General features: G+C 65.8%; 14 protein-coding genes. 5 read left to right on the top strand and 9 right to left on the bottom strand.

Translation table 11 applies throughout. The annotated features are described in order from the left end of the window. Positions 1–79: 79 nt before the first annotated feature. The 4 genes from DSM100688_RS00740 to mraZ are packed head-to-tail and all read right to left on the bottom strand — an operon-like array spanning position 80 to position 4060. Complete coding sequence (locus DSM100688_RS00740; protein WP_152357269.1) at positions 80–1888, bottom strand: peptidoglycan D,D-transpeptidase FtsI family protein; 1809 nt, start codon at positions 1886–1888, stop codon at positions 80–82. Continuing rightward, entirely contained in the window at positions 1888–2439 is a 552-nt protein-coding gene (locus tag DSM100688_RS00735) for a hypothetical protein (protein ID WP_239519268.1), read from the bottom strand. The genes DSM100688_RS00740 and DSM100688_RS00735 overlap by 1 nt, the downstream gene beginning before the upstream one ends. Further along, positions 2436–3581, bottom strand: a complete 1146-nt coding sequence (gene rsmH / locus DSM100688_RS00730; protein ID WP_152357268.1) for a 16S rRNA (cytosine(1402)-N(4))-methyltransferase RsmH — start codon at positions 3579–3581, stop codon at positions 2436–2438. The genes DSM100688_RS00735 and rsmH overlap by 4 nt, the downstream gene beginning before the upstream one ends. After that, positions 3581–4060, bottom strand: coding sequence for a division/cell wall cluster transcriptional repressor MraZ (gene mraZ / locus DSM100688_RS00725; protein WP_420837468.1), 480 nt, complete (start codon positions 4058–4060; stop codon positions 3581–3583). The genes rsmH and mraZ overlap by 1 nt, the downstream gene beginning before the upstream one ends. A 308-nt stretch (positions 4061–4368) precedes the next feature. Between mraZ and DSM100688_RS00720 the strand changes: the two genes are divergently transcribed. Together DSM100688_RS00720 and serA are read left to right on the top strand one after the other, a co-directional pair. Continuing rightward, positions 4369–6648 carry a HelD family protein gene (locus DSM100688_RS00720; RefSeq protein ID WP_152357266.1) on the top strand — a complete coding sequence of 760 codons (2280 nt, stop codon included), beginning with the start codon at positions 4369–4371 and terminating at the stop codon, positions 6646–6648. A 10-nt stretch (positions 6649–6658) separates the two neighbouring features. Next, positions 6659–7858, top strand: a complete 1200-nt coding sequence (gene serA / locus DSM100688_RS00715) for a phosphoglycerate dehydrogenase (RefSeq protein WP_152357265.1) — start codon at positions 6659–6661, stop codon at positions 7856–7858. Between the two features lie 108 nt (positions 7859–7966). Here serA and nrdR read toward each other — a convergent pair whose 3' ends face one another. Together nrdR and DSM100688_RS00705 are read right to left on the bottom strand one after the other, a co-directional pair. After that, complete coding sequence (gene nrdR, locus DSM100688_RS00710; protein WP_152357264.1) at positions 7967–8413, bottom strand: transcriptional regulator NrdR; 447 nt, start codon at positions 8411–8413, stop codon at positions 7967–7969. A 59-nt stretch (positions 8414–8472) separates the two neighbouring features. Continuing rightward, a complete protein-coding gene (locus tag DSM100688_RS00705; protein WP_239519267.1) occupies positions 8473–8904 on the bottom strand; it encodes a LysM peptidoglycan-binding domain-containing protein in 432 nt (143 codons plus the stop codon). A 151-nt stretch (positions 8905–9055) separates the two neighbouring features. Between DSM100688_RS00705 and lexA the strand changes: the two genes are divergently transcribed. Further along, entirely contained in the window at positions 9056–9784 is a 729-nt protein-coding gene (gene lexA / locus DSM100688_RS00700) for a transcriptional repressor LexA (protein WP_152357263.1), read from the top strand. A gap of 88 nt (positions 9785–9872) precedes the next feature. Here the strand turns inward: lexA and DSM100688_RS00695 are convergent, their stop codons facing one another. The 3 genes from DSM100688_RS00695 to hflX form a co-directional block, all read right to left on the bottom strand. After that, positions 9873–10820: a cation diffusion facilitator family transporter gene (locus DSM100688_RS00695; RefSeq protein ID WP_152357262.1), complete on the bottom strand. Its 948-nt coding sequence runs from the start codon at positions 10818–10820 to the stop codon at positions 9873–9875. Between the two features lie 553 nt (positions 10821–11373). Beyond that, entirely contained in the window at positions 11374–12336 is a 963-nt protein-coding gene (locus tag DSM100688_RS00690) for an L-lactate dehydrogenase (protein WP_152357261.1), read from the bottom strand. Positions 12337–12613: 277 nt separating this feature from the next. Further along, on the bottom strand, positions 12614–14098 hold the full coding sequence (hflX, locus tag DSM100688_RS00685) for a GTPase HflX (RefSeq protein ID WP_152357621.1): 1485 nt from the start codon (positions 14096–14098) through the stop codon (positions 12614–12616). Positions 14099–14253: 155 nt separating this feature from the next. Between hflX and DSM100688_RS00680 the strand changes: the two genes are divergently transcribed. Beyond that, entirely contained in the window at positions 14254–14910 is a 657-nt protein-coding gene (locus DSM100688_RS00680; protein ID WP_163146754.1) for a class I SAM-dependent methyltransferase, read from the top strand. A 68-nt stretch (positions 14911–14978) separates the two neighbouring features. Then, positions 14979–19151: a DUF3418 domain-containing protein gene (locus DSM100688_RS00675; protein WP_152357259.1), complete on the top strand. Its 4173-nt coding sequence runs from the start codon at positions 14979–14981 to the stop codon at positions 19149–19151. The last annotated feature ends 132 nt before the right edge of the window (positions 19152–19283 follow it).

Here is a 19283-nt window from a genome sequence, read left to right as displayed (position 1 = left end):
TTTCCGTTTCCCCGCGCACGTGCGCATGCACCGCGCGGCCACCGCCGTTCCCGCCATCACCGTTCCCGTCATGGCCGTCCTACCATTCCACCGGAATAGCATCGGTGCGCTTGGCCGAGGCGGGCACATTGTACTTCTGCATAAGGAATTCACCGATGTTGGCGAACACCGGGCCCGCGGTCACGCCGCCGAAGGAACCGACCTTCGCGTCCTTCATCACCACGGTGACGACGAACCGCGGATTGTCGGCCGGCAGAATGCCCGCCCAGTCGCTGATGATCGACGACAGCGTGCCGTCCGAGCCGACGACCTCGGCGGTGCCGCTCTTGGCGGCGACGCGGTAGCCGGGCACCGACACGAAGCTCGAATACAGGTCGGAAACGGACTCCATCGCGTTGAGCACCTGCTTGGCGGTGCTTTCGTCGATCACGCGCGTCGCCTCGTTCGAACTCTTCGTCTTGGTGACGTGCCCGTCGGCGTCGGTGGTCGAATCGATGATCCTGAACTCGGGCATGACGCCGCCGTTGGCGACGGTGGCGATCGCGCGCGTGATCTGCAGCGCGTTCATCGTGTAGCCCTGGCCGAACAGCACGGTGTTGCGCGTGCGCAGATCCCACTGGTCGTAGTTGTACAGCAGGCCCTCGGATTCGCCGCTCAAGCCGAGGCCGCTGAGCTGGCCGACGCCGAACTTCTTGAGGTATTCGTAGCGTTTCTGGTCGCTGTAGTTGGACGCGGCGAGGATCATGCCCACGTTGGACGAATGCTGCAGGATGCCGGCGTACGTCCAGCGGCCGTCCGCATGGTTCTCGGCGTCCTTGTACGTCTGACCGTCCACGGTGAGCGTGTCGGGCACGGTGAACCTGTCGGTGGCCTTGTGCACGCCCTCCTGCAGTTCGCCGGACATGGTGAACACCTTGCCGATCGAGCCGGGGTCGAAGGTCTCGCTCACGACGCGCGAAGTGTTGAGCTTGGCGTCGTCGCTGCCGGCCTCGTACTGGTCGGTGTCCTCGAGCGCGATGACGCCGCCGGTCTTGAGGTCGTACACCACGCCGAGCGCCCAGCTGGCGTTGTACTTCTTGATGCCGTCGAGCAGCGCCTTCTTGACGTACCAGTCGACGGTGCCGTCGATGGTGAGCGTCACGTCGGAGCCGTTGACCGCGGCCTTCGATTCGGTGAGGGTGCCGGGGATCTCCTGGGTGCCGCCGTTGCTGCGCTGGTAGACCTCGTAGCCGTCGGTGCCGTTGAGCTTCTTGTTGAGCATCAGTTCGAGGCCGGCGACGCCCTCGCCGTCGGCGTTGACGCCGCCGAGCACGGGACCGAGCAGCGTGCCGGACGAGTAGACACGTTCGTTGGTCAGTTCGCCGTAGACGATGCCGCCCAGGTTCAGGTCGTCGATCTTGCGTTTGACCTCGGGGGTGACGTCCTTGGCGATGACCGCGTACTGGCTGTTCGGGTTGCTGATCTTCGCGCCGAGCTCCATCGCGTTCACGTCGGTGAACACGGTGGCGAGCAGACGGGCGACGGCCGCGGCGCCGGTGGCGCCGACGGGCTTGCCGTCGATCTGGTGGCAGTAGCTTTTCGTCTTGTCGTTGCAGGCGATCGGCGTGAATTCGGTGGCGGCCTGCGGGTTGGCGATGATGTTGTAGCGTTCGAGGCTTTGCGCGAGCACGGTGCCGTTCGCGTCGAGGATGCGGCCGCGCTTGGCGTTGGTGACGACCTTGAGCGTGCGCTGCTGCGTGGCGGCGAGAGCCGTGCTATGGCCGAGCAGCTGGATGGAGGCGAGCTTGAGCAGGCATGCGGAGGCCACCACGCCGAGGATGACCGCGACGATGACGCAGCGGAACGCGAAGCCCTTGGCCTTGGCGCGCTGGCGCGGGGTGGCGTTCATCACTGGGCTCCTTCGGTGGAGGATGTGCCGTTCGTCTGATCGGACGTGGCGGACTGGGCTGACTTGTTTGATTCGGTGGACTTGGAGGACGTGCTCGACTTGCCGTGACCGGGCTTCTGATAGCCGCTCAGGTCGATGGTGAGCGATCCTTTCGGTAGCTCCATACCCATCTTCTGCGCCTTGTCGGGCAGGGACGCCTCGAGCGCGTCGAGTTTGGCCTGGTCCTCGTCCACGTCCTGCTGGAGCGTGGCGATGTTGGCTTCGATGTCAGCGGCCTCATAGGAGTTCTGCACCATTTCGGTGCGCAGCAGCAGCGCGCCGACGAGCGTGGCGGCGAGGAACACGGCCGAGGCGACGATGTGGAACAGCGACGTGCTGCGCGATCGCGTCCAGACCACCAGTCTGGCGAATCCGCTGGCGTCGCGTCGTTCGTTGCGCGTCGTACCGGCGACGACGTGCAGCTGCGGGCGGGACGGCGTGGCGTTGGGCACGGGCCGTCGGGTTGCGGGCATGGCGTTGGACCGCACGGTGCGTCCGTGATTGGTGCTCATCGGCGGGTCCTTCCTGTGGTGCGGTCCATGCTGGTGCGCACCGCTCCTTTCGCGGTGCGTTCGTGATGCTGTTCGGTGCGTTGGCCGCGCTGGCCATGTTGGCGGCCGCGCTGGTCTCGGCGTCCGGCGCGGCGCGATGCGACGCCGTCTGCGGCCTCCTCGAGCCGGCGTCGGCGGCTGTCGGGGATGTCCTTGACGAGCTCGACCGCGCGCAGACGGACCGAGGCGGACCTCGGATTGGCGGCGATCTCGGCCTCGTCGGCCTTGACGGCGCCGCGCGTCAGCTCACGCAGGTACGGTTCGGCGTCCGGCGGGATCATCGGCAGGCCGGCCGGCGCGTCGACCTTGAGGCCCTCGTTCATGAACGATTTGACGGTCTTGTCTTCAAGCGAGTGATAGGACTCAACGACCAGACGGCCGCCCACGGCCAGATGCAGCGCGGCCTGCGGCAGGGTGCGGGCGAGCTTGTCAAGTTCGCCGTTGACTTCGATGCGCAGCGCCTGAAACACACGTTTGGCCGGGTTGCCGGCCGGACGATGCGCCTGCGGCACAACCTCGTCCACCAGCCGGTTGAGCTGGGCGGAGGTCGTCAGCGGTTCGGCCGTGCGGCGTTTGACGATTTCGCGGGCGATCTGCCGGGAGAACTTCTCCTCGCCGTATTCGCGGAAGATACGGGTCAGCTCCTCGGCCGAATAGTCGGCGAGAATACGTTCGGCGGTAAGCGGCTGGGAGACGTCCATGCGCATGTCGAGCGGCGCGTCGTGGGAATAGGAGAAGCCTCGGTCGGTTTCGTCGATCTGCAGGCTGGACAGGCCGAGGTCCATGAAGACGGCGTGCACCCGGTCGATGCCGAGATCGACGAGCACCTGCGCGAATTCGTCGAAGGCGGCGTGCACGGGCGTGAACCGGTCGGCCAGTCCCTCGGCGCGCATGCGTTCGGTGGCGAGCGCCAGCGCCTCGCTGTCGCGGTCGATGCCGATGAGGCGGGCGTTCGGCGCCGCCTTGAGGAAATGGGTGGCATGGCCGGCGAGGCCCAACGTGCAGTCCACGGCCACGGATCCGGGCGCGGCGAGCGCGGGCGCGACGAGATCCACGCACTGGTCGAGCAGTACGGGCTGATGTATGGCAGTCACATCGGTCATCAGAATTCCACCACCGGCAATACGTCATCGGCGATGTCGGAATACCCCTGTTCCTGAGCGGCCAAGTATTCCTCCCACGCCTTGCTGTTCCAAATCTCCGCACGGGTGCCCACGCCGATCACCACGACGTCGGTCCCGAGGTTCGCATAGTCGCGCAGCATCTGCGGCACGAGGATGCGCCCCTGCTTGTCGGGTTCCTGGTCGACGGCGCCGGACAGGAACACGCGCAGGTAGTCGCGCGCGGCCTTGTTGCCCATCGACGTGCGCTGGATCTGCATGGCGATCCGGCGGAACTCGCTTTGCGGCAGCAGATACACGCATCGTTCCTGACCACGGGCCATGACCATGCCGGGGCCGAGCTGGCCGCGCAGCTTGGCCGGCAGGGCCAACCTGCCCTTCGCGTCGATTTTCGGCGTGTAGGTGCCCAGCAGCAACGGCGGCATGCCGGCCATCGCCGGGTTCTGCGCGGGGTCGGGCATGGACTGCGCGGTTGTCTGCTCGTCCATGTCCCACCTCCTTGCCGTCGCCCCAAAAACGCGCTGCTGCCACAACTAGCTCACCACTCTACCCCACTGATCACCACAAAACCCCACTTCTTTACATTTTCTGTGCCTTTTGCGCGCGATCCTTCACCATCGACGTCGTGCGGCGATCCCGACACGGCCCGCGCGCACGGCGGCGTTCACGAGGAATTCATCTTGCCGGACCATCGGAGGCACCGTTCCGGTATGGGGTTCGGAGTACATTGGAATGCCTGAGTTTTCACGAGAGAAGGAGCAGCAGGCCCATGTCGGAGTACTCGGCGCAGATCCACGAGGAGCAGCGGGCGGTCGACCGCGCGTACGATCGGCTCGACGCGATGCGCACGCAGGTCAAGGCCCGTCTGGACACGGTGCGCGCCGCGGGATCGCACGGCTCGCCGACGATGCGCACCGAACGCGACTCCTTCGCCACCATGTACGAGGACCGGCTCACCCAGATGCGCGCCGTCGAGGACCGGCTGGTGTTCGGCCGGCTCGACGACGTCGATGGCAACCGACGGTACATCGGCCGTATCGGCCTGTCCAACGAGAACCACGAACCGATCCTGACGGACTGGCGCGCCGAGGCCGCACGGCCGTTCTACGAGGCGACGCCCTCGCATCACGGCGACATCGTGATGCGCCGCCACCTGACCCTGCGGTTCCGCGAGGTCGTCGGCATCGAGGACGAGGTGCTCGACGTCGATTCGTCGCAGGTCGACGACGCGTCGCGCTCCGGCACGCTCACCGGCGAAGGCGCGCTGCTCGCGTCCCTGAGCTCCCGGCGCACCGGCAAGATGACCGACATCGTGGCCACGATCCAGGCCGAGCAGGACCGCATCATCCGCTCCGACCTCAACCAGGCGGTGGTCGTGCAGGGCGGTCCCGGCACCGGCAAGACCGCGGTCGCGCTGCACCGCGCGGCCTATCTGCTGTACACGCACCGCCGCACGCTCGAACGTTCCGGCGTACTCATCGTCGGCCCGAGCTCCACGTTCCTGCGCTACATCGACCAGGTGCTTCCCTCGCTCGGCGAGACCGGCGTGGTCAGCCGCACCATCGGCGATCTGATCCCCGGCGTCTCGGCCACCGCCGAGGACACGCCGCAGGCCGCCATGCTCAAGGGCGACCGCCGCATGGCCCGCGTCGTGGCCGACGCCGTCGCCGCGCGCGTGCGCGTGCCCGCCGACCTGCCGACCGTGCGCGTCAACGGCTTCCCCGTGCCGATGCTTGCCGTCGACATCGAACAGGCGCAGGCCGACGCCCGCCGTTCGCACCAGCCGCACAACAAGGCGCGTGAGACGTTCGTGCGCAGCATGCTCGCCGCGCTGCGCAACCGGTACGCCGAGCAGCTCGACTACACCCCCGACGAGGCGGAGCTGTCGCGCGTCACCGAAATGCTGCGCCTCGACGACAAGGTGCGCAAGACCCTGAACCTCGCGTGGCTGCCCATGACCGGCCCGTGGCTGATCGACCAGCTGTGGTCGCGTCCGGTCAAGCTGCGCGCGCTGGCCCCGTGGCTCACCGACGAGCAGGTGGCGCTGCTGACGCGGCCGAAGGGCTCGCCGCTCACCCGCTCCGACATCCCGCTGCTCGACGAGGCGATGGAGCTGCTGGGCCCAGATCCGAAGGCGTCCGGCCGCGACGGCGCCAAGGATGCGGCGCGCGCCGAAGAGGAGCAGTTCGCCCGCGACACCCTCGCGCAGGCCGGCATCGGTTCGGGCATCGTCACCGCGCAGATGCTCGTCGACAACATCAACGCGCCCGAGGAGGGACTGACGGCGCAACGTGCGGCCGCCGACCGCGAATGGACGTACGGCCATGTGGTCGTCGACGAGGCGCAGGAGCTCACCGCCATGGACTGGCGCATGCTGATCCGGCGTTGCCCGACGCGCTCATTCACCATCGTCGGCGACGTCGCGCAAACGTCGGCGATGGGCGGCACGCGGTCGTGGCGCCGCACGATGGACCGGCTGTTCGGCGAGGGGCACTGGACGCTCAACGAGCTGACCATCGACTACCGCAACCCGCAGGAGGTGTCCGATCTGGCGTCGCGGTTCGCCACGGCCGAGGGACTGTACATCTCCACGGTCAAGGCCGTGCGCGCGCTGCCCGATTCGGTCAAACGCGTGGCGGTGGACGACCGTGCGGCGCTGTTCGACGACGTGGCGGCACGCGCGGTCGAGCTGACGCGCGAATTCGTCGCGGCCGACGGCACCGGCCGCATCGCCGTGCTCGCGGCCGATTCGATTCGCGACGAGGTGCGCCGCCGTGTGCGCGAGGCGCTGCGCTCGGCGCTGCCCGCGGCCGAATTCGAACGGCTGTCGGCGCAGAGCGCGTGGGACGAGCAGGTCAACGTGTGCGGCACGCAGGAGGTCAAGGGCCTTGAGTACGACGCCGTGATCGTCGTCGAGCCGGGCCTGATCGAGCAGGAGGCTCCGTCGCGCCTGATCGCCGCCTCCGACCTGTATGTGGCGATGACCCGCCCGACGCAGCGCCTGCTTATAGTGCGGACACATGACGATGAAAACGATCTGACCATCTAAGGTGGGGGTTATGCCTAAAGCTCTGTTACTGGAAAACATTCACCCGTTCGCCGCGCAGTCGTTGCGCAACCACGGGTTCGAGGTCGAGACGCGCAAGGGCGCGCTGAGCGAGGATGAACTGATCGAGGCCCTGGACGGCGTCGATCTGCTCGGCATCCGCTCGAAGACCTCCGTCACGCGCAAGGTGATCGACGCGCGTCCTCATCTGACCGCGGTCGGATGCTTCTGCATCGGCACCAATCAGGTCGACCTCGACTATGCGGGCAAGCATGGTCTGGCCGTCTTCAACGCCCCGTATTCGAACACGCGTTCCGTGGTGGAGCTGGTGATCTGCGACATCATCTGCCTGATGCGCCGCATCCCCGCGCACACGCATCATATGAAGCAGGGCGTGTGGGACAAGTCCGCCGCCGGCTCGCATGAAGTACGCGGCAAGACGCTCGGCATCATCGGCTACGGCAACATCGGCTCGCAGCTGTCGGTGCTGGCCGAGGCGCTCGGCATGCGCGTCGTGTTCTACGACACCGAGGAGAAGCTCGCCATGGGCAACGCTCACCGCTGCGATACGCTCAACGAGCTGCTTGAGCAGTCGGACGCCGTGTCGATCCACGTGGACGGGCGCAAGGAGAACACCGGCTTCTTCGGCGAGGAGCAGTTCCAGCACATGAAGCAGGACGCGATCTTCATCAATCTGTCGCGCGGTTTTGTGGCCGATCTTGACGCACTCAAGCGCCATCTCGAATCCGGGCATCTCTCGGGTGCGGCGGTCGATGTGTTCCCCGTCGAGCCGAAGAAGGTCGGCGACCCGTTCGCCACGCCGTTGGCCGATGAGGACAACATGATCCTCACCCCGCATATCGGCGGTTCGACGTTGGAGGCGCAGGAGGCCATCGGCCACTTCGTATCGCAGCGTCTTGAGGACTACTGGGAGAAGGGCTCCACGATGCTGTCGGTGAACATGCCACAGATCACGCTGACCTCGCTGCCCGGTACGGCGCGTATCGCTCATCTGCACGCGAACCTGCCCGGCGTGCTGGCGAAGGTGAACCGCGTGCTCGGCGAGGAGAACATCAACATCGCCGCGCAGGCCCTCGGCACCGAAGGCGAACTCGGCTACGTGGTCACCGACGTGTCCCAGTCCCCCAGCCCGGCGGCGCTGGAGGCGTTGCGCGACATCGAAGGCACCATCCGCATGCGAGTCATCCGATGACGCTTCATTGATCGGGCCGGTGCCTGTCTCGACCGTCGATTGGCCCGTCGACTGAGGCACCGACCCAATATGGTCACACAGCTCTGTGGTCTTCTTCGGATTCCCCGCCTATTCTCCGGCCTTCAGTTCGTCGATGGCCTTCTGGAAATCCTCAAGACCATCGAAGTTCTGATACACACTGGCGAACCGCAGATACGCAACCTCATCAAGATCCTTCAACGGGGCGAGAATGGCCTTGCCCACATCCTCGGACTTCACTTCGGCGAGGCCACGCGAGCGCAGATCCTCCTCCACCCGCTGGCCAAGCCGCTTGAGGTCCTCCTCTTTGATCGGCCTGCCTTGGCACGCCTTGCGCACGCCGGAGATGACCTTGCTGCGGTCGAACGGTTCGGAGTTGCCCGATCGCTTGGTGACCAGCAGCATGGTGGTCTCCACCGTGGTGAACCGCTTATGGCATTTCAGGCATTCACGGCGACGGCGTATCGAATACCCATCGTCGCTGATGCGCGTATCGATGACCTTGGTATCTGGTTGTTGGCAAAAAGGACAATGCATGTCCCCAAGAATAGCGTGACCACCCGCGAACACGCCAAACGACCCGGCATCGCCCACGATCAATCGTCCACCGGCACCACGATACGCTGACCGACTTGCAGCGCCGTGGACTCCAGATCGTTCAGCCGCATCAGTTCGTCCACCCGTTGCGACACGTCGCCGCCTTGCGGAGTGATGCTCTGCGCATAGGACCAGAGCGTGTCCCCCGGCCGCACCGTGTAGCTGACGACCTCCATCGCACGGGGCGCCGAATCCGCACGCAACGGCATCATCACCCCCACCACGAACCACGTCAGCACTGCGCATAGCAGCGCCACGCCGATCCGTTTCCGACGGCTTGTCTGCATGCGCGCGGCCGACCGCCGCACGACGATTCCTTCTTCCGTATGCCGCGACGCGTGCACGTACGCATAGGTACGCGGCCCCCTTACGCCACGCGACGACGCTGCGCCTGCCATCGATACATCAGACACCATCGTTTCAGACATCATGACAACCACATCCTTTCGAACGAGTGTTCTATCGAACATCCGTTCTTAGTGTGGCACATCTGTTCGACAAGCGCAACACGATGCGTCGAACAGATGTTTGATTTTACCCGCCATTCACGTTATGCTGGAGAACAACACGAAAGGAGTCACCGTGAGCACCATCCCCTTCACCCCGAAACCGACGGCGGCAACGCCTCAGGAGAGCGCACTGACGGATCGCCAGCGCAAGGTGCTGCACGCCATCCGTTCCCATGTCAGCGAACGGGGTTTCGCCCCCTCGTTCCGTGAGATCGGCGAAGCGGCCGGTCTGAAGAGCCCGTCCTCGGTCAAGCACCAATTGCAGGTGCTGGCGGACAAGGGGTTCATCCGCATGAATGCCAACAAGGGGCGCGCCATCGAACTGGTGGATGTCGGCACGCCTAGTTCCGCCCTCCCGACGGTGCAGCCCGCAGAGGCCGTCGCCACCGTACTGCCGTTCCCCGCAGGCGCCAGCGCGTCCATCATGCAGTCGCGCGACGTGCCGCTGGTGGGTCGCATCGCCGCCGGCGTGCCGATCACCGCCGAACAGCATGTCGATGACGTGATGCGTCTGCCCGAGCGGTTGACCGGCACCGGCAACCTGTTCATGCTGGAGGTGCATGGCGATTCGATGGTGGATGCGGCGATCTGCGACGGCGATTTCGTGGTCGTGCGCGAGCAGCACGAGGCGGAGAACGGCGATATCGTGGCGGCGCTGCTCGACGACGAGGCCACGGTCAAGACGTTCCGCAAGGACAACGGCCATGTGTGGCTCATCCCGCATAACCCGGCCTACTCCCCCATCGACGGCACCCACGCGCAGATCATGGGCAAAGTCGTCACCGTCCTGCGAAAGCTCTAGCCCGCTGAGACACCCTGGGGATCACCCCCTACTCCCCTCAGTCTCACTGCGCTCGACAGCTCCCCTCTGGGAGGGGAGCCATGGTCTGCTACTGGTGTGGATGTTCGCCGCTGGCGGTCTGGTACCCCTCCGGTTCGAGCTGAAAGGTGGTGTGAGGCACCGACACGGGGAAATGCTCGCGCAGACAGTCCTGCAACTGTTCGAGAATGGCGGCGCCTTGTTCCATGGTCAATCCGCGTTCGACGACGATGTGCGCCATGAGGATCGGCATGCCGGTGGAGACGGTGCTGGCGTGCAGGTCGTGGACGGCAACCACATGCGGCACGCTTTCGAGATGTTCGCGCACCGCATCGAGGTCGAGTCCCTCCGGGGTCTCCTCAAGCAGCACCCTGACCGCGTTGCGCAGGAGCACTATGGCGCGTGGGATCATCATGAGCGCGATGACGGCACCGGCCACGGCGTCGAAGCCGTCCCATCCGGTCGACATCATGACCAACGCCGACAGCACGACGGCGACCGAGCCGAGAGCGTCATTCATCACTTCGAGGAACGCGGCTTTCATGTTCATGTTGTCGGAGCGCTGCGAGGCGAGAATGAAGATCGAACCGACGTTGGCAGCCAAACCGAGAATGCCGAAGAACAGCAGCAGTCCGATGTCCTGGATGCCGTGGTCCGCACCGCCGAACAGGCGCATGCAGGCTTCGACCAACGCGTAGACGCCAACGATCATCAGGATGAGCGCACCACAGGCGGCGGTGAGCACTTCCAGCCGCGCCCAGCCCCAGGTGCGATGGTTGCTGGGTTTGCGGCGCATGAGGATGGCGGTGATCGTCGAGGCGAGCAGCACCGACATGTCGGTGAGCATGTGGCCCGCGTCGACGAGCAACGCCAACGATCCGGTGATGGCCGCACCGGCCACTTCGGCCACGAACACCGTGCCGGTGAGCGCCAGCGTCATCGTCAGCCGCCGCTGGTGTGCCTTGCCGTCGCCGGCCGTGGCTTCCGTCGTTATCGTATGGTCATGCGTATGCGCCATATCGCCTTCCATTTGGTTCGTCAACGATTATGAGACCGCTTCTCACAATCATTCTCAATATCCCCATAACGCAGGAAACCCCGGCACAAGGCCGGGGTTTCCTGCACTGTATTCATGAGCGAAGCAGAATGATACACCGCATGGTATGCAGGCGCATCACGTTGCTCCCCTCAGTCGCCTGCGGCGACAGCTCCCCTCCCAGAGGGGAGCCACTCATACGCCGCGAACACACGATTTTTCGAGCGACGAGTGCGGCTGCAAGGCGCACCGAGGGCAGCGGTACAAAGGTACCGCAACCGAGGAGCAACACAGCAGACGCTCCGCTCATCATGCGTCATTACAAATATTCGGCTGATGCGTGCGGAAACCGCCGTCCGAAACCGAAGGCGTGCGAAGGCACGTCAAGGTTGAGGAAAGGCGGTTTACGCTCCATCAGCAGATCACCGCGATTTTTCGAGCGACGCGTGCGACTGCAAGGCGCACCGAGGGCAGCGGTACAAAGGTACCGCAACCGAGGAGCAACGCAGCAGACGCTCCGTCGCTCGGAAAATCGTTAGAAGCCGAACTGGGCGGCGGTCTCCTTCAGCGTCTCCGCGGAGCGCTTGAGGGCCGCGAGCTCACGATCGGAGACCGGGGTGTTGATGGCGGTGTTGACGCCGTGACGGTTGAGGAGGGTCGGGACGGACATGCACACGTCGGAGATGCCGTGGAAGTCCTTGAGCATGGAGGACACCGGGAGGATGCGGTTGGTGTCGTGGAGGACGGCTTCGATGATGTCGACGCCGGACATGCCGATGGCGTAGTTGGTCGCGCCCTTGCCGTTGATGATCTTGTAGGCGGCGTTCTTGACTTCCTGGTGGATGGCTTCGCGCTTGTCGGCGTCGAGCGGCTCGTGGCCCGGCAGCGGGGTCCAGTCGCACATGGGGACGCCACCGATGGTGGCGGAGGCCCACAGCGGGACTTCGGAGTCGCCGTGCTCGCCGGCGATGTAGGCGTGGACGTTCTTGACGTTGACGCCGGTCTGCTGGGCGATGAGGAAGCGGAGGCGGGCGGAGTCGAGGTTGGTGCCGGAGCCGAAGATCTGGTTCTGCGGCAGGCCGGTGATCTTCTGGGCGACGTGGGTGGCGATGTCGACCGGGTTGGTGATGAGCATGTAGATGGCGTTCGGGGCGACCTTGACGAGGTTCGGCATGATGGCCTGCAGGATCTTGACGGTCGCGCCGACGAGCTCGAGGCGGGACTGGCCGGGCTTCTGGCGCGGGCCGGCGGTGATGACGATCATGTCGGCGTCGCGGCAGATCTCCGGGTCGTCGGAACCGTCGATGGAGACGGTCGGGTAGAAGCTGGAGCCGTGCTGCATGTCGAGCACCTCGGCCTCGACGCGCTCCTTGGCGATGTCTTCGAGGACGATCTCACGGGCCACGCCACGGTTGGCGGCGGCGAAGGCGAGCGTGGAGCCGACTGCGCCCGCTCCGACGACGGCGAGCTTGGTGGGCTTGATGAGTGATTCAGCCATGTTGTTAGCGACCTCTCTTAACAAAATCTGCCGATTGTGTCGGCATTCATCCAAACAACACCATTCACTCTATCCACATACGATGACGTTTCGAGCGCGCGTGCCGCACACGCTTTCCGTGATCTTCGTCACACTTTGAGAACGCTCACATCACATGTCCACAAACGATGCCGCATCGTGAAAATCAACGATCCGGCCACAGAACGCCGGACACCAGCGATCGCAAGGAAACGACGGCGTCCACACGCGAAAAAAACGAGCCCGCCAGCCAAGCCCTTCAGTCGATGGCCTGGTCGACAACCTGCGCGGCGAGCTGGCTGTCGACCTCGGCCTCGACCATCATGCCGTCGTCGCGGTAGTCGACGGCGATGACGTGGCCGTATTCGCGGATACGCGACAGGAGCGAACCGGATGTGTACGGCAGTAGGGCGTGCACGTGCACGTTGGGCACGGGCAGCATGGATTCGACATGGTCGCGCAACGCGTCGAGCCCTTCGCCGCTGAACGCGGAGACGATGTGGGCGTCGGGTTCGAGCGACGCGAGCCGTTCGCGCACCGTGGCATCGATGCGGTCGGCCTTGTTGAACACGAGGATGCGCGGGATCTCGGCGGCGCCGTCGATGTCGGCGAGCACGTCGTTGACCGCGTCGATCTGCGAGAACGGATCCGGGTGGGAGCCGTCGACCACGTGCACGATGAGATCGGCCTCGGCCACCTCCTCCAGCGTGGATTTGAACGCCTCGATGAGCTGCGTGGGCAGGCGTCGCACGAATCCGACCGTGTCGACGTAGGCGTAGAGACGCCCGTCCTTGGCGCGGGCGCGCCGCACGGCCGTGTCGAGCGTAGCGAACAGCGCGTTCTCGACGAGCTCGGCCGAGCCGGTCAGCCGGTTGGTCAGGGACGATTTGCCGGCGTTCGTATAGCCGACCACGGCGACGGTGGGCAGGCCGTAGCGTCGGCGCGATCCTCGTTTGACCTCGCGGGCGGGTGCCATCTCGCGGATCTGCTTGCGCAGTCGGGCGATACGCGTGCGGATGACGCGACGGTCCATTTCGATCTTCGTCTCGCCCGGGCCGCGCGAGCCGATGCCCGCGTCCGCGCCGGCCGCACGGCCTCCGGCTTGGCGCGACAGCGACCCGCCCCAGCCGCGCAGTCGCGGCAACATGTATTCGAGCTGCGCGAGCTCGACCTGCGCCTTGCCTTCGCGCGAGGTCGCATGCTGCGCGAAGATGTCGAGGATCACGGCGGTGCGGTCCACGACCTTCACCTTGGTGGCGTCTTCGAGCGCGCGGCGTTGGCTCGGCGGCAGGTCGTCGTCGACGATGATCGTGTCGGCCTCCTCGCGCGCGACGATGTCGGCGATCTCCTTCGCCTTGCCGGAGCCGACGTAGGTGGCCGCGTCAGGCCGGTAGCGGTGCTGCAGCAGACCGTCGCAGACGACCGCGCCGGCGGTTTCGGCGAGCGCGGCCAGCTCGCGCAACGATTCCTCGGCAGCCGCGGCGGTGGTCACGGCCGACGACCAGACGCCGACGAGCACGACGCGTTCGAGGCGCACCTTGCGGTATTCGACTTCGGTGACGTCCTGCAGCTCGCCGAGGCCGGCGACGTGCTTGAGCTGGTTGCGCGACTCGCGCTCCTCCCACGCCTCGCTGGACTGTGCGCCGAATCCGGCGCCGTGGTCGTTCTCGTCGAGCAGCACGTCGGACTGGTCGGCCAGCACGCCGGTCAGCGCCGGCTCCTCCTCGACAATGGGCTGGTTCACGACGGTCTTCTCGACGGCGGACGGCTGGCTTTGCTCGCTCAATGGCACCTCTTGGCTGGTTTGCTTGACTCACGATTGAACTATGGTGGTCTTTATTATCATCGTTTTGGACGACATGCTTCGCGCATGGATCATTGATGGCCGCAAGGAGAGGTATGGTCGAGCAGTATTTTTCCGCCGAACCCGCATCCGAGGACGTGCGTCGCACGTTGACCGTGACGTTGCAGGGGCGTGAGGCGACGGTCGAGACGTCGAACGGCGTATTTTCGGGTTCCCGGCTTGATCTGGGCACGTCGGTGCTGCTGCGCGAGGTGCCGGAGCCGCCGGAGTCCGGCACGTTCCTTGATCTCGGCTGCGGCTGGGGCCCGGTGGCGTTGTCGTTGGCGTTCGCCGCGCCGGATGCGGACGTATGGGCGGTGGACGTGAACACGCGTGCGCTGGAACTGACGGCGGCGAACGCGAAGCGCAACGGCTGCGCGAACGTGCATGCGGCGCAGACGGACGAATCCGGCGCTCCCCTGCCCGAACAATCGGCGGCGTCCTGCGAGACGCTGCCGGGAGACGCGCAGTTCGACCTGATCTGGTCGAATCCGCCGATCCGCATCGGCAAGGAGGCGCTGCACACGCTGCTCATGACGTGGCTGCCGCGTCTGAAACCGAACGGCGGCACGGCGTATCTGGTGGTGCAGAAGAACCTCGGCGCCGATTCGCTGATCCCATGGCTGGCGAATGAGCTCGGCGACGGTTACGAGGTGAGCAAATACCATTCCGCCAAGGGATACCGCGTCATCGAAGTGGTGCGGAACAAGTAGACGCATTCATGCCATCCGCGGCTCCCCGTCATCGGGGAGCCGACCGTATGTATAGGGACGATTCACTGATGAAATTCGAATATCCACCGGAACTGCCGGTGTCGGCCGCGCGCGACGAGATCGCAAACGCCGTACGACACAGCCAGGTCGTGATCGTGTCCGGCCAGACCGGTTCGGGCAAGACCACGCAGCTGCCGAAGATCCTGCTGGAACTCGGCCGTGGCAGCCATGGCCGGCAGATCGTGCACACGCAGCCACGTCGTCTCGCCGCGCGCACGGTCGCCGAACGCATCGCCGCGGAAATGGGCGTGCGATTGGGCGACGAGGTCGGCTATCAAGTGCGGTTCACCGACGAAAGCTCGCCAAAGACGCGGCTGCGCGTCGTCACCGACGGTATTCTGCTCGCGCAGATCCAGCGCGATCCGAAGCTGAACCAGTACGATACGATCGTCATCGACGAGGCGCACGAACGCAGCCTGAACATCGACTTCCTGCTCGGCTATCTGACCGCGCTCCTGCCGCAGCGCCGTGATCTGAAGCTCGTGATCACGTCCGCGACGATCGATTCGGTGAAGTTCAAGGAGCATTTCGAACACGCATTGCACGAGAAGGTGCCGGTGATCGAGGTGTCGGGCCGTACGTTCCCGGTGCAGATCGTGTACGAGCCGCTCGGCACCGCGCCCGCGCTCATGCGCAACGTGCCCGGTTTCGAGACGGGTGCGATGCCCGGAGAGGAGGCATACGCACAACTGTCGGCCGCGCCGAGCGCCGCCGAACGGGGCGGCAGCGGGAACGGCCGCGGCACGGACCGCGATACTGACATGGACATGCCGACGGCCGTGGCACGCGCCTGCGCCGAACTGGTCATCCATTCGAGCCATGAGCGCGGCGCCCGCGACATCCTCGTGTTCGCGTCGGGCGAACGCGACATCCACGAGTTCGAGAACGCGCTGCGCCGCCACTACGGCCCGCGAGCCGACGACATGCGCCGGCCGGACGCGATCGAGATCATGCCGCTGTTCGCGCGCCTGTCGGCCAAGGACCAGCACCGCGTGTTCGAACCGCACACGCACCAGCGCATCGTCATCGCCACGAACGTGGCCGAGACGTCGCTGACCGTGCCGGGCATCCGCTACGTGGTCGATCCGGGCACCGCGCGCATCAGCCGCTATTCGAAGACCGCGAAGGTGCAAAGGCTCCCGATCGAGCCGATCAGCCAGGCAAGCGCCGACCAGAGGAGCGGCCGATGCGGCCGCATCGCCGACGGCATCGCGATCCGTCTGTATTCGCGCGAGGACTACGAGACGCGGCCGCGGTTCACCGAACCGGAGATCCTGCGCACGTCGCTGGGCGCCGTCGTGCTGCACATGCTGTCGGTCGGCGTGGCGCGCACGGCGGAAGACGTAACGAACTTCGGCTTCATCGATCCGCCGGACATGAAGGCCGTCTCCGACGGTTTCAACGAACTGACCGAGCTCAAGGCCGTGGCCCGCAAACGCGGCGAGGTGGTGCTCACGCACATCGGCCGCCAGCTGGCGCGCATCCCGATCGACGTGCGCTTGGGGCGCATGGTGATCGAGGCGGCGAAGTCGACCACGCCGGACACGCTGGCCGCGGTGCTCGTGATCGTGGCGTTTTTAAGCCTGCAGGACCCGCGCGAACGTCCGGACGAGGCGCGCGACGAGGCCGACCGCATCCACAACCGCTATGCCGACTCGACGAGCGACTATCTGACCGCGCTGAACATCTGGGACCGCATCTTCCAGGCGGACGGCGAGCCGAGCAATTCGGCGTTGCGCCGCATCTGCAAGACCGAGTATTTCAGCTGGATGCGCGTGCGCCAGTGGAAGGATCTGGTGAACCAGCTCACCGACATGTGCCATGAGCTCAAGTTCACGGTCGGCTCCCCGCAACCCGCGTCGCGGCCTGGTCTGGAGATCCGTCAGCTGCCGATCAACCAGCAGGCGGCCGGTTCGCTGCGTTGTTCGTGGGACGATCGGGGCATTCACACGTCGATGCTCGCCGGTCTGCTGTCGATGATGGGCATGCAGATCATCCGCGAGCCGAAGGCGTCCGACTTCACGGGACTCAAGGGCGCGGCTCGCGCGAAGGCGATCAAGCGCGCGCAGAAGATGGCGAAGAACGACTATCAAGGCGCGCGCGGCACGCATTTCGCGCTGTTCCCGGCCTCCAGCGTCGCCAAGAGCACACCCGCATGGGTGATGAGCACCGAGCTCGTGGAGACGAGCCGGCTCTGGGCGCGGTATTCGGCGGCGATCGATCCGGCGTGGGCTGAGCCGTTGGCCGGCCAGTTGACGCGCACCACGTACGCGGAGCCGCACTGGTCCGGTTCGCGCGGTTCGGCGGTCGCGAGCGCGAAGGTGCTGCTGTACGGCCTGCCGATCGTGCAGGACCGCACCGTGCAGTGGGGACGTATCAATCCGTTGGAGGCGCGCGACTTCCTCATTCGGCAGGGGCTCGTCGAAGGCGACATCCAGCAGCGGTTCAGCTATGACGAGTTCGTGGGGCGCAACCGCGACGTGCTCGACGACGCGGCCGACGACGCGAGCCGCACGCGCCAGCTGGCAGCGACGGTGAGCGACGAGGATCTGTTCGACTTCTACCAGTCCGTAATCCCGAACGACGTGACGTGCGTGGCCGATCTGGCGAAGTGGTGGAAACGCGAGCACGACGAGCATCCGCATCTGCTCGATTTCGACCCGGACAAGGTGGAACGGCTCGCGTCGAGCGAATCCGTGTCGTTGGCCGACTATCCCGACCACTGGCATACGCTCGGCACGGACGGCCAACCGATCGATCTGCGGCTGAGCTACGTGTACGATCCGCACGATCCGGCCGACGGCGTGACCGTGCACGTGCCGCTCAAGGCCCTGTCGCGGTTGACGCCGGAACAGTTCACGTGGAACGTGCCCGGTCTGCTGGACGAGCTGATCGTGGGGCTGATCAAGGCGCTGCCGAAGTCGTTGCGCGTGCAGTTCGTACCCGCGCCGGACACGGCGCGCAAGATCCGCGCATGGATCGACGACCATGTCGCCGACCTGCCCGGCTCCGGCGAGCGAAACAAGCCGAACCTGCCGCCGGCGGGCGGACTGGACGGATCGGATGACGGCACGAACGGCGGCGGAGCGCAGGCGGACGCGGCGCGATGGCCCGACCTGCCGCACGTGTTCACGCGGGCGGCGATCGCCACGGTCGGCGCGCAGATCCATCCCGAGGTGCTCACCGGCGACCTATGGGATCGACTGTCGCCGTATCTGCGCATGACGTTCGCGGTCGAGCAGCAGATACCCGCGCCGAAGAACGCGCGCGGGCGGCGTGGCGGACGCGGCCCGGTCAAGGTGCTGGGCACCGGCAAGTCGCTGGTCGAGCTGCAGCGTCGGTTCGCGGCGCAGGCCGAGGCGTCGGCGCGGCAAATGGTCAAGCGGCAGGCCGATCGCGCGGCGGATCAGGGCAAGCTGGTCGAACAGGCGAACCTGCTGCACAAGGCCGGTGCGACGACCGAGTCGCGCGCGACGATGCTGTGGCATGGCGCGCTGGACGCGCTGCGATTGCCGTCCGAGCGGATCTCGTCGCGCTGGCTCGGCACGGAAGCGCTCATGCTGGCGTCCGCGCCGTACAAGACGACGAAGGATCTCGTGGAGGATCTGCAGTTGGCGGCGGTCAAACGGCTGCTGCCGAAGGTCGACGCGCTGCCGGACGATGATGCGCTGGCCGATGCGGTGCTCGGCGTGACGGAGGTGTACGAGGACACCGTGTATGCGGTCGCGCATGACGTGATCACGATCCTCAAACGCCATGCGGAGGTCGACAAGGCGACGAGCGGCAAGGCGGACTTGCCGATGCTGTCGGTGCTGCAGTCGGTGCGCGAACATATCGCGACGCTCGTGTTCCCCGGGTTCATCGGCGCCGCTCCCCCGGATGCGCTGGCGAACATCCCGCGGTACCTGCAGGCCGACATGCTGCGTCTGACCAAGGCGAAGGCCGACAAGAACCGCGACGTGCGCTGGGCGTGGGAGGCGGACGAGGCCCGGCAGCTGGTCGATAAGGCCACGGCCCGCGCCAAGGCCGAGCCGGCCGGACCGCGCCACGAGGCGCTGACGAAGCGGGCGACGGCGGCCCGCTGGATGCTCGAGGAGTTCTATGTGTCCCTGTGGGCGCAGGAGCTCGGCACCGCCAAGCCCGTCAGCCTCAACCGCATCAAGAAGGCACTCGCCGCCTGATTCCGGCTCTCTCCTCCCCGATCTCTCCTTTCTCAACGGACAACCAGCCGATTGGAATACCGAAATCGGCTGGTTGTCCGTTGAGAAAGGAAAACCCTCGACTGGGTATTCCCATCAGCGTTCCATCCTTCT

The organism is Bifidobacterium ramosum (assembly GCF_009299505.1).
GTDB classification, from domain to species: domain Bacteria; phylum Actinomycetota; class Actinomycetes; order Actinomycetales; family Bifidobacteriaceae; genus Bifidobacterium; species Bifidobacterium ramosum.
This window is presented reverse-complemented; position numbering and strand designations above follow the sequence as displayed.

Excerpts from the sequence above, each read along its gene's own strand:
- rsmH (WP_152357268.1), bottom strand. The coding sequence starts at position 3,581 with ATGACCGATGTGACTGCCATACATCAGCCCGTACTGCTCGACCAGTGC.
- nrdR (WP_152357264.1), bottom strand. The coding sequence starts at position 8,413 with ATGCATTGTCCTTTTTGCCAACAACCAGATACCAAGGTCATCGATACG.
- DSM100688_RS00705 (WP_239519267.1), bottom strand. The coding sequence starts at position 8,904 with ATGATGTCTGAAACGATGGTGTCTGATGTATCGATGGCAGGCGCAGCG.
- DSM100688_RS00675 (WP_152357259.1), top strand. The coding sequence starts at position 14,979 with ATGAAATTCGAATATCCACCGGAACTGCCGGTGTCGGCCGCGCGCGAC.
- mraZ (WP_420837468.1), bottom strand. The coding sequence starts at position 4,060 with ATGCCCGACCCCGCGCAGAACCCGGCGATGGCCGGCATGCCGCCGTTG.
- serA (WP_152357265.1), top strand. The coding sequence starts at position 6,659 with ATGCCTAAAGCTCTGTTACTGGAAAACATTCACCCGTTCGCCGCGCAG.
- DSM100688_RS00695 (WP_152357262.1), bottom strand. The coding sequence starts at position 10,820 with ATGGCGCATACGCATGACCATACGATAACGACGGAAGCCACGGCCGGC.
- DSM100688_RS00690 (WP_152357261.1), bottom strand. The coding sequence starts at position 12,336 with ATGGCTGAATCACTCATCAAGCCCACCAAGCTCGCCGTCGTCGGAGCG.
- DSM100688_RS00740 (WP_152357269.1), bottom strand. The coding sequence starts at position 1,888 with ATGAACGCCACCCCGCGCCAGCGCGCCAAGGCCAAGGGCTTCGCGTTC.
- DSM100688_RS00720 (WP_152357266.1), top strand. The coding sequence starts at position 4,369 with ATGTCGGAGTACTCGGCGCAGATCCACGAGGAGCAGCGGGCGGTCGAC.
- DSM100688_RS00680 (WP_163146754.1), top strand. The coding sequence starts at position 14,254 with ATGGTCGAGCAGTATTTTTCCGCCGAACCCGCATCCGAGGACGTGCGT.
- DSM100688_RS00735 (WP_239519268.1), bottom strand. The coding sequence starts at position 2,439 with ATGAGCACCAATCACGGACGCACCGTGCGGTCCAACGCCATGCCCGCA.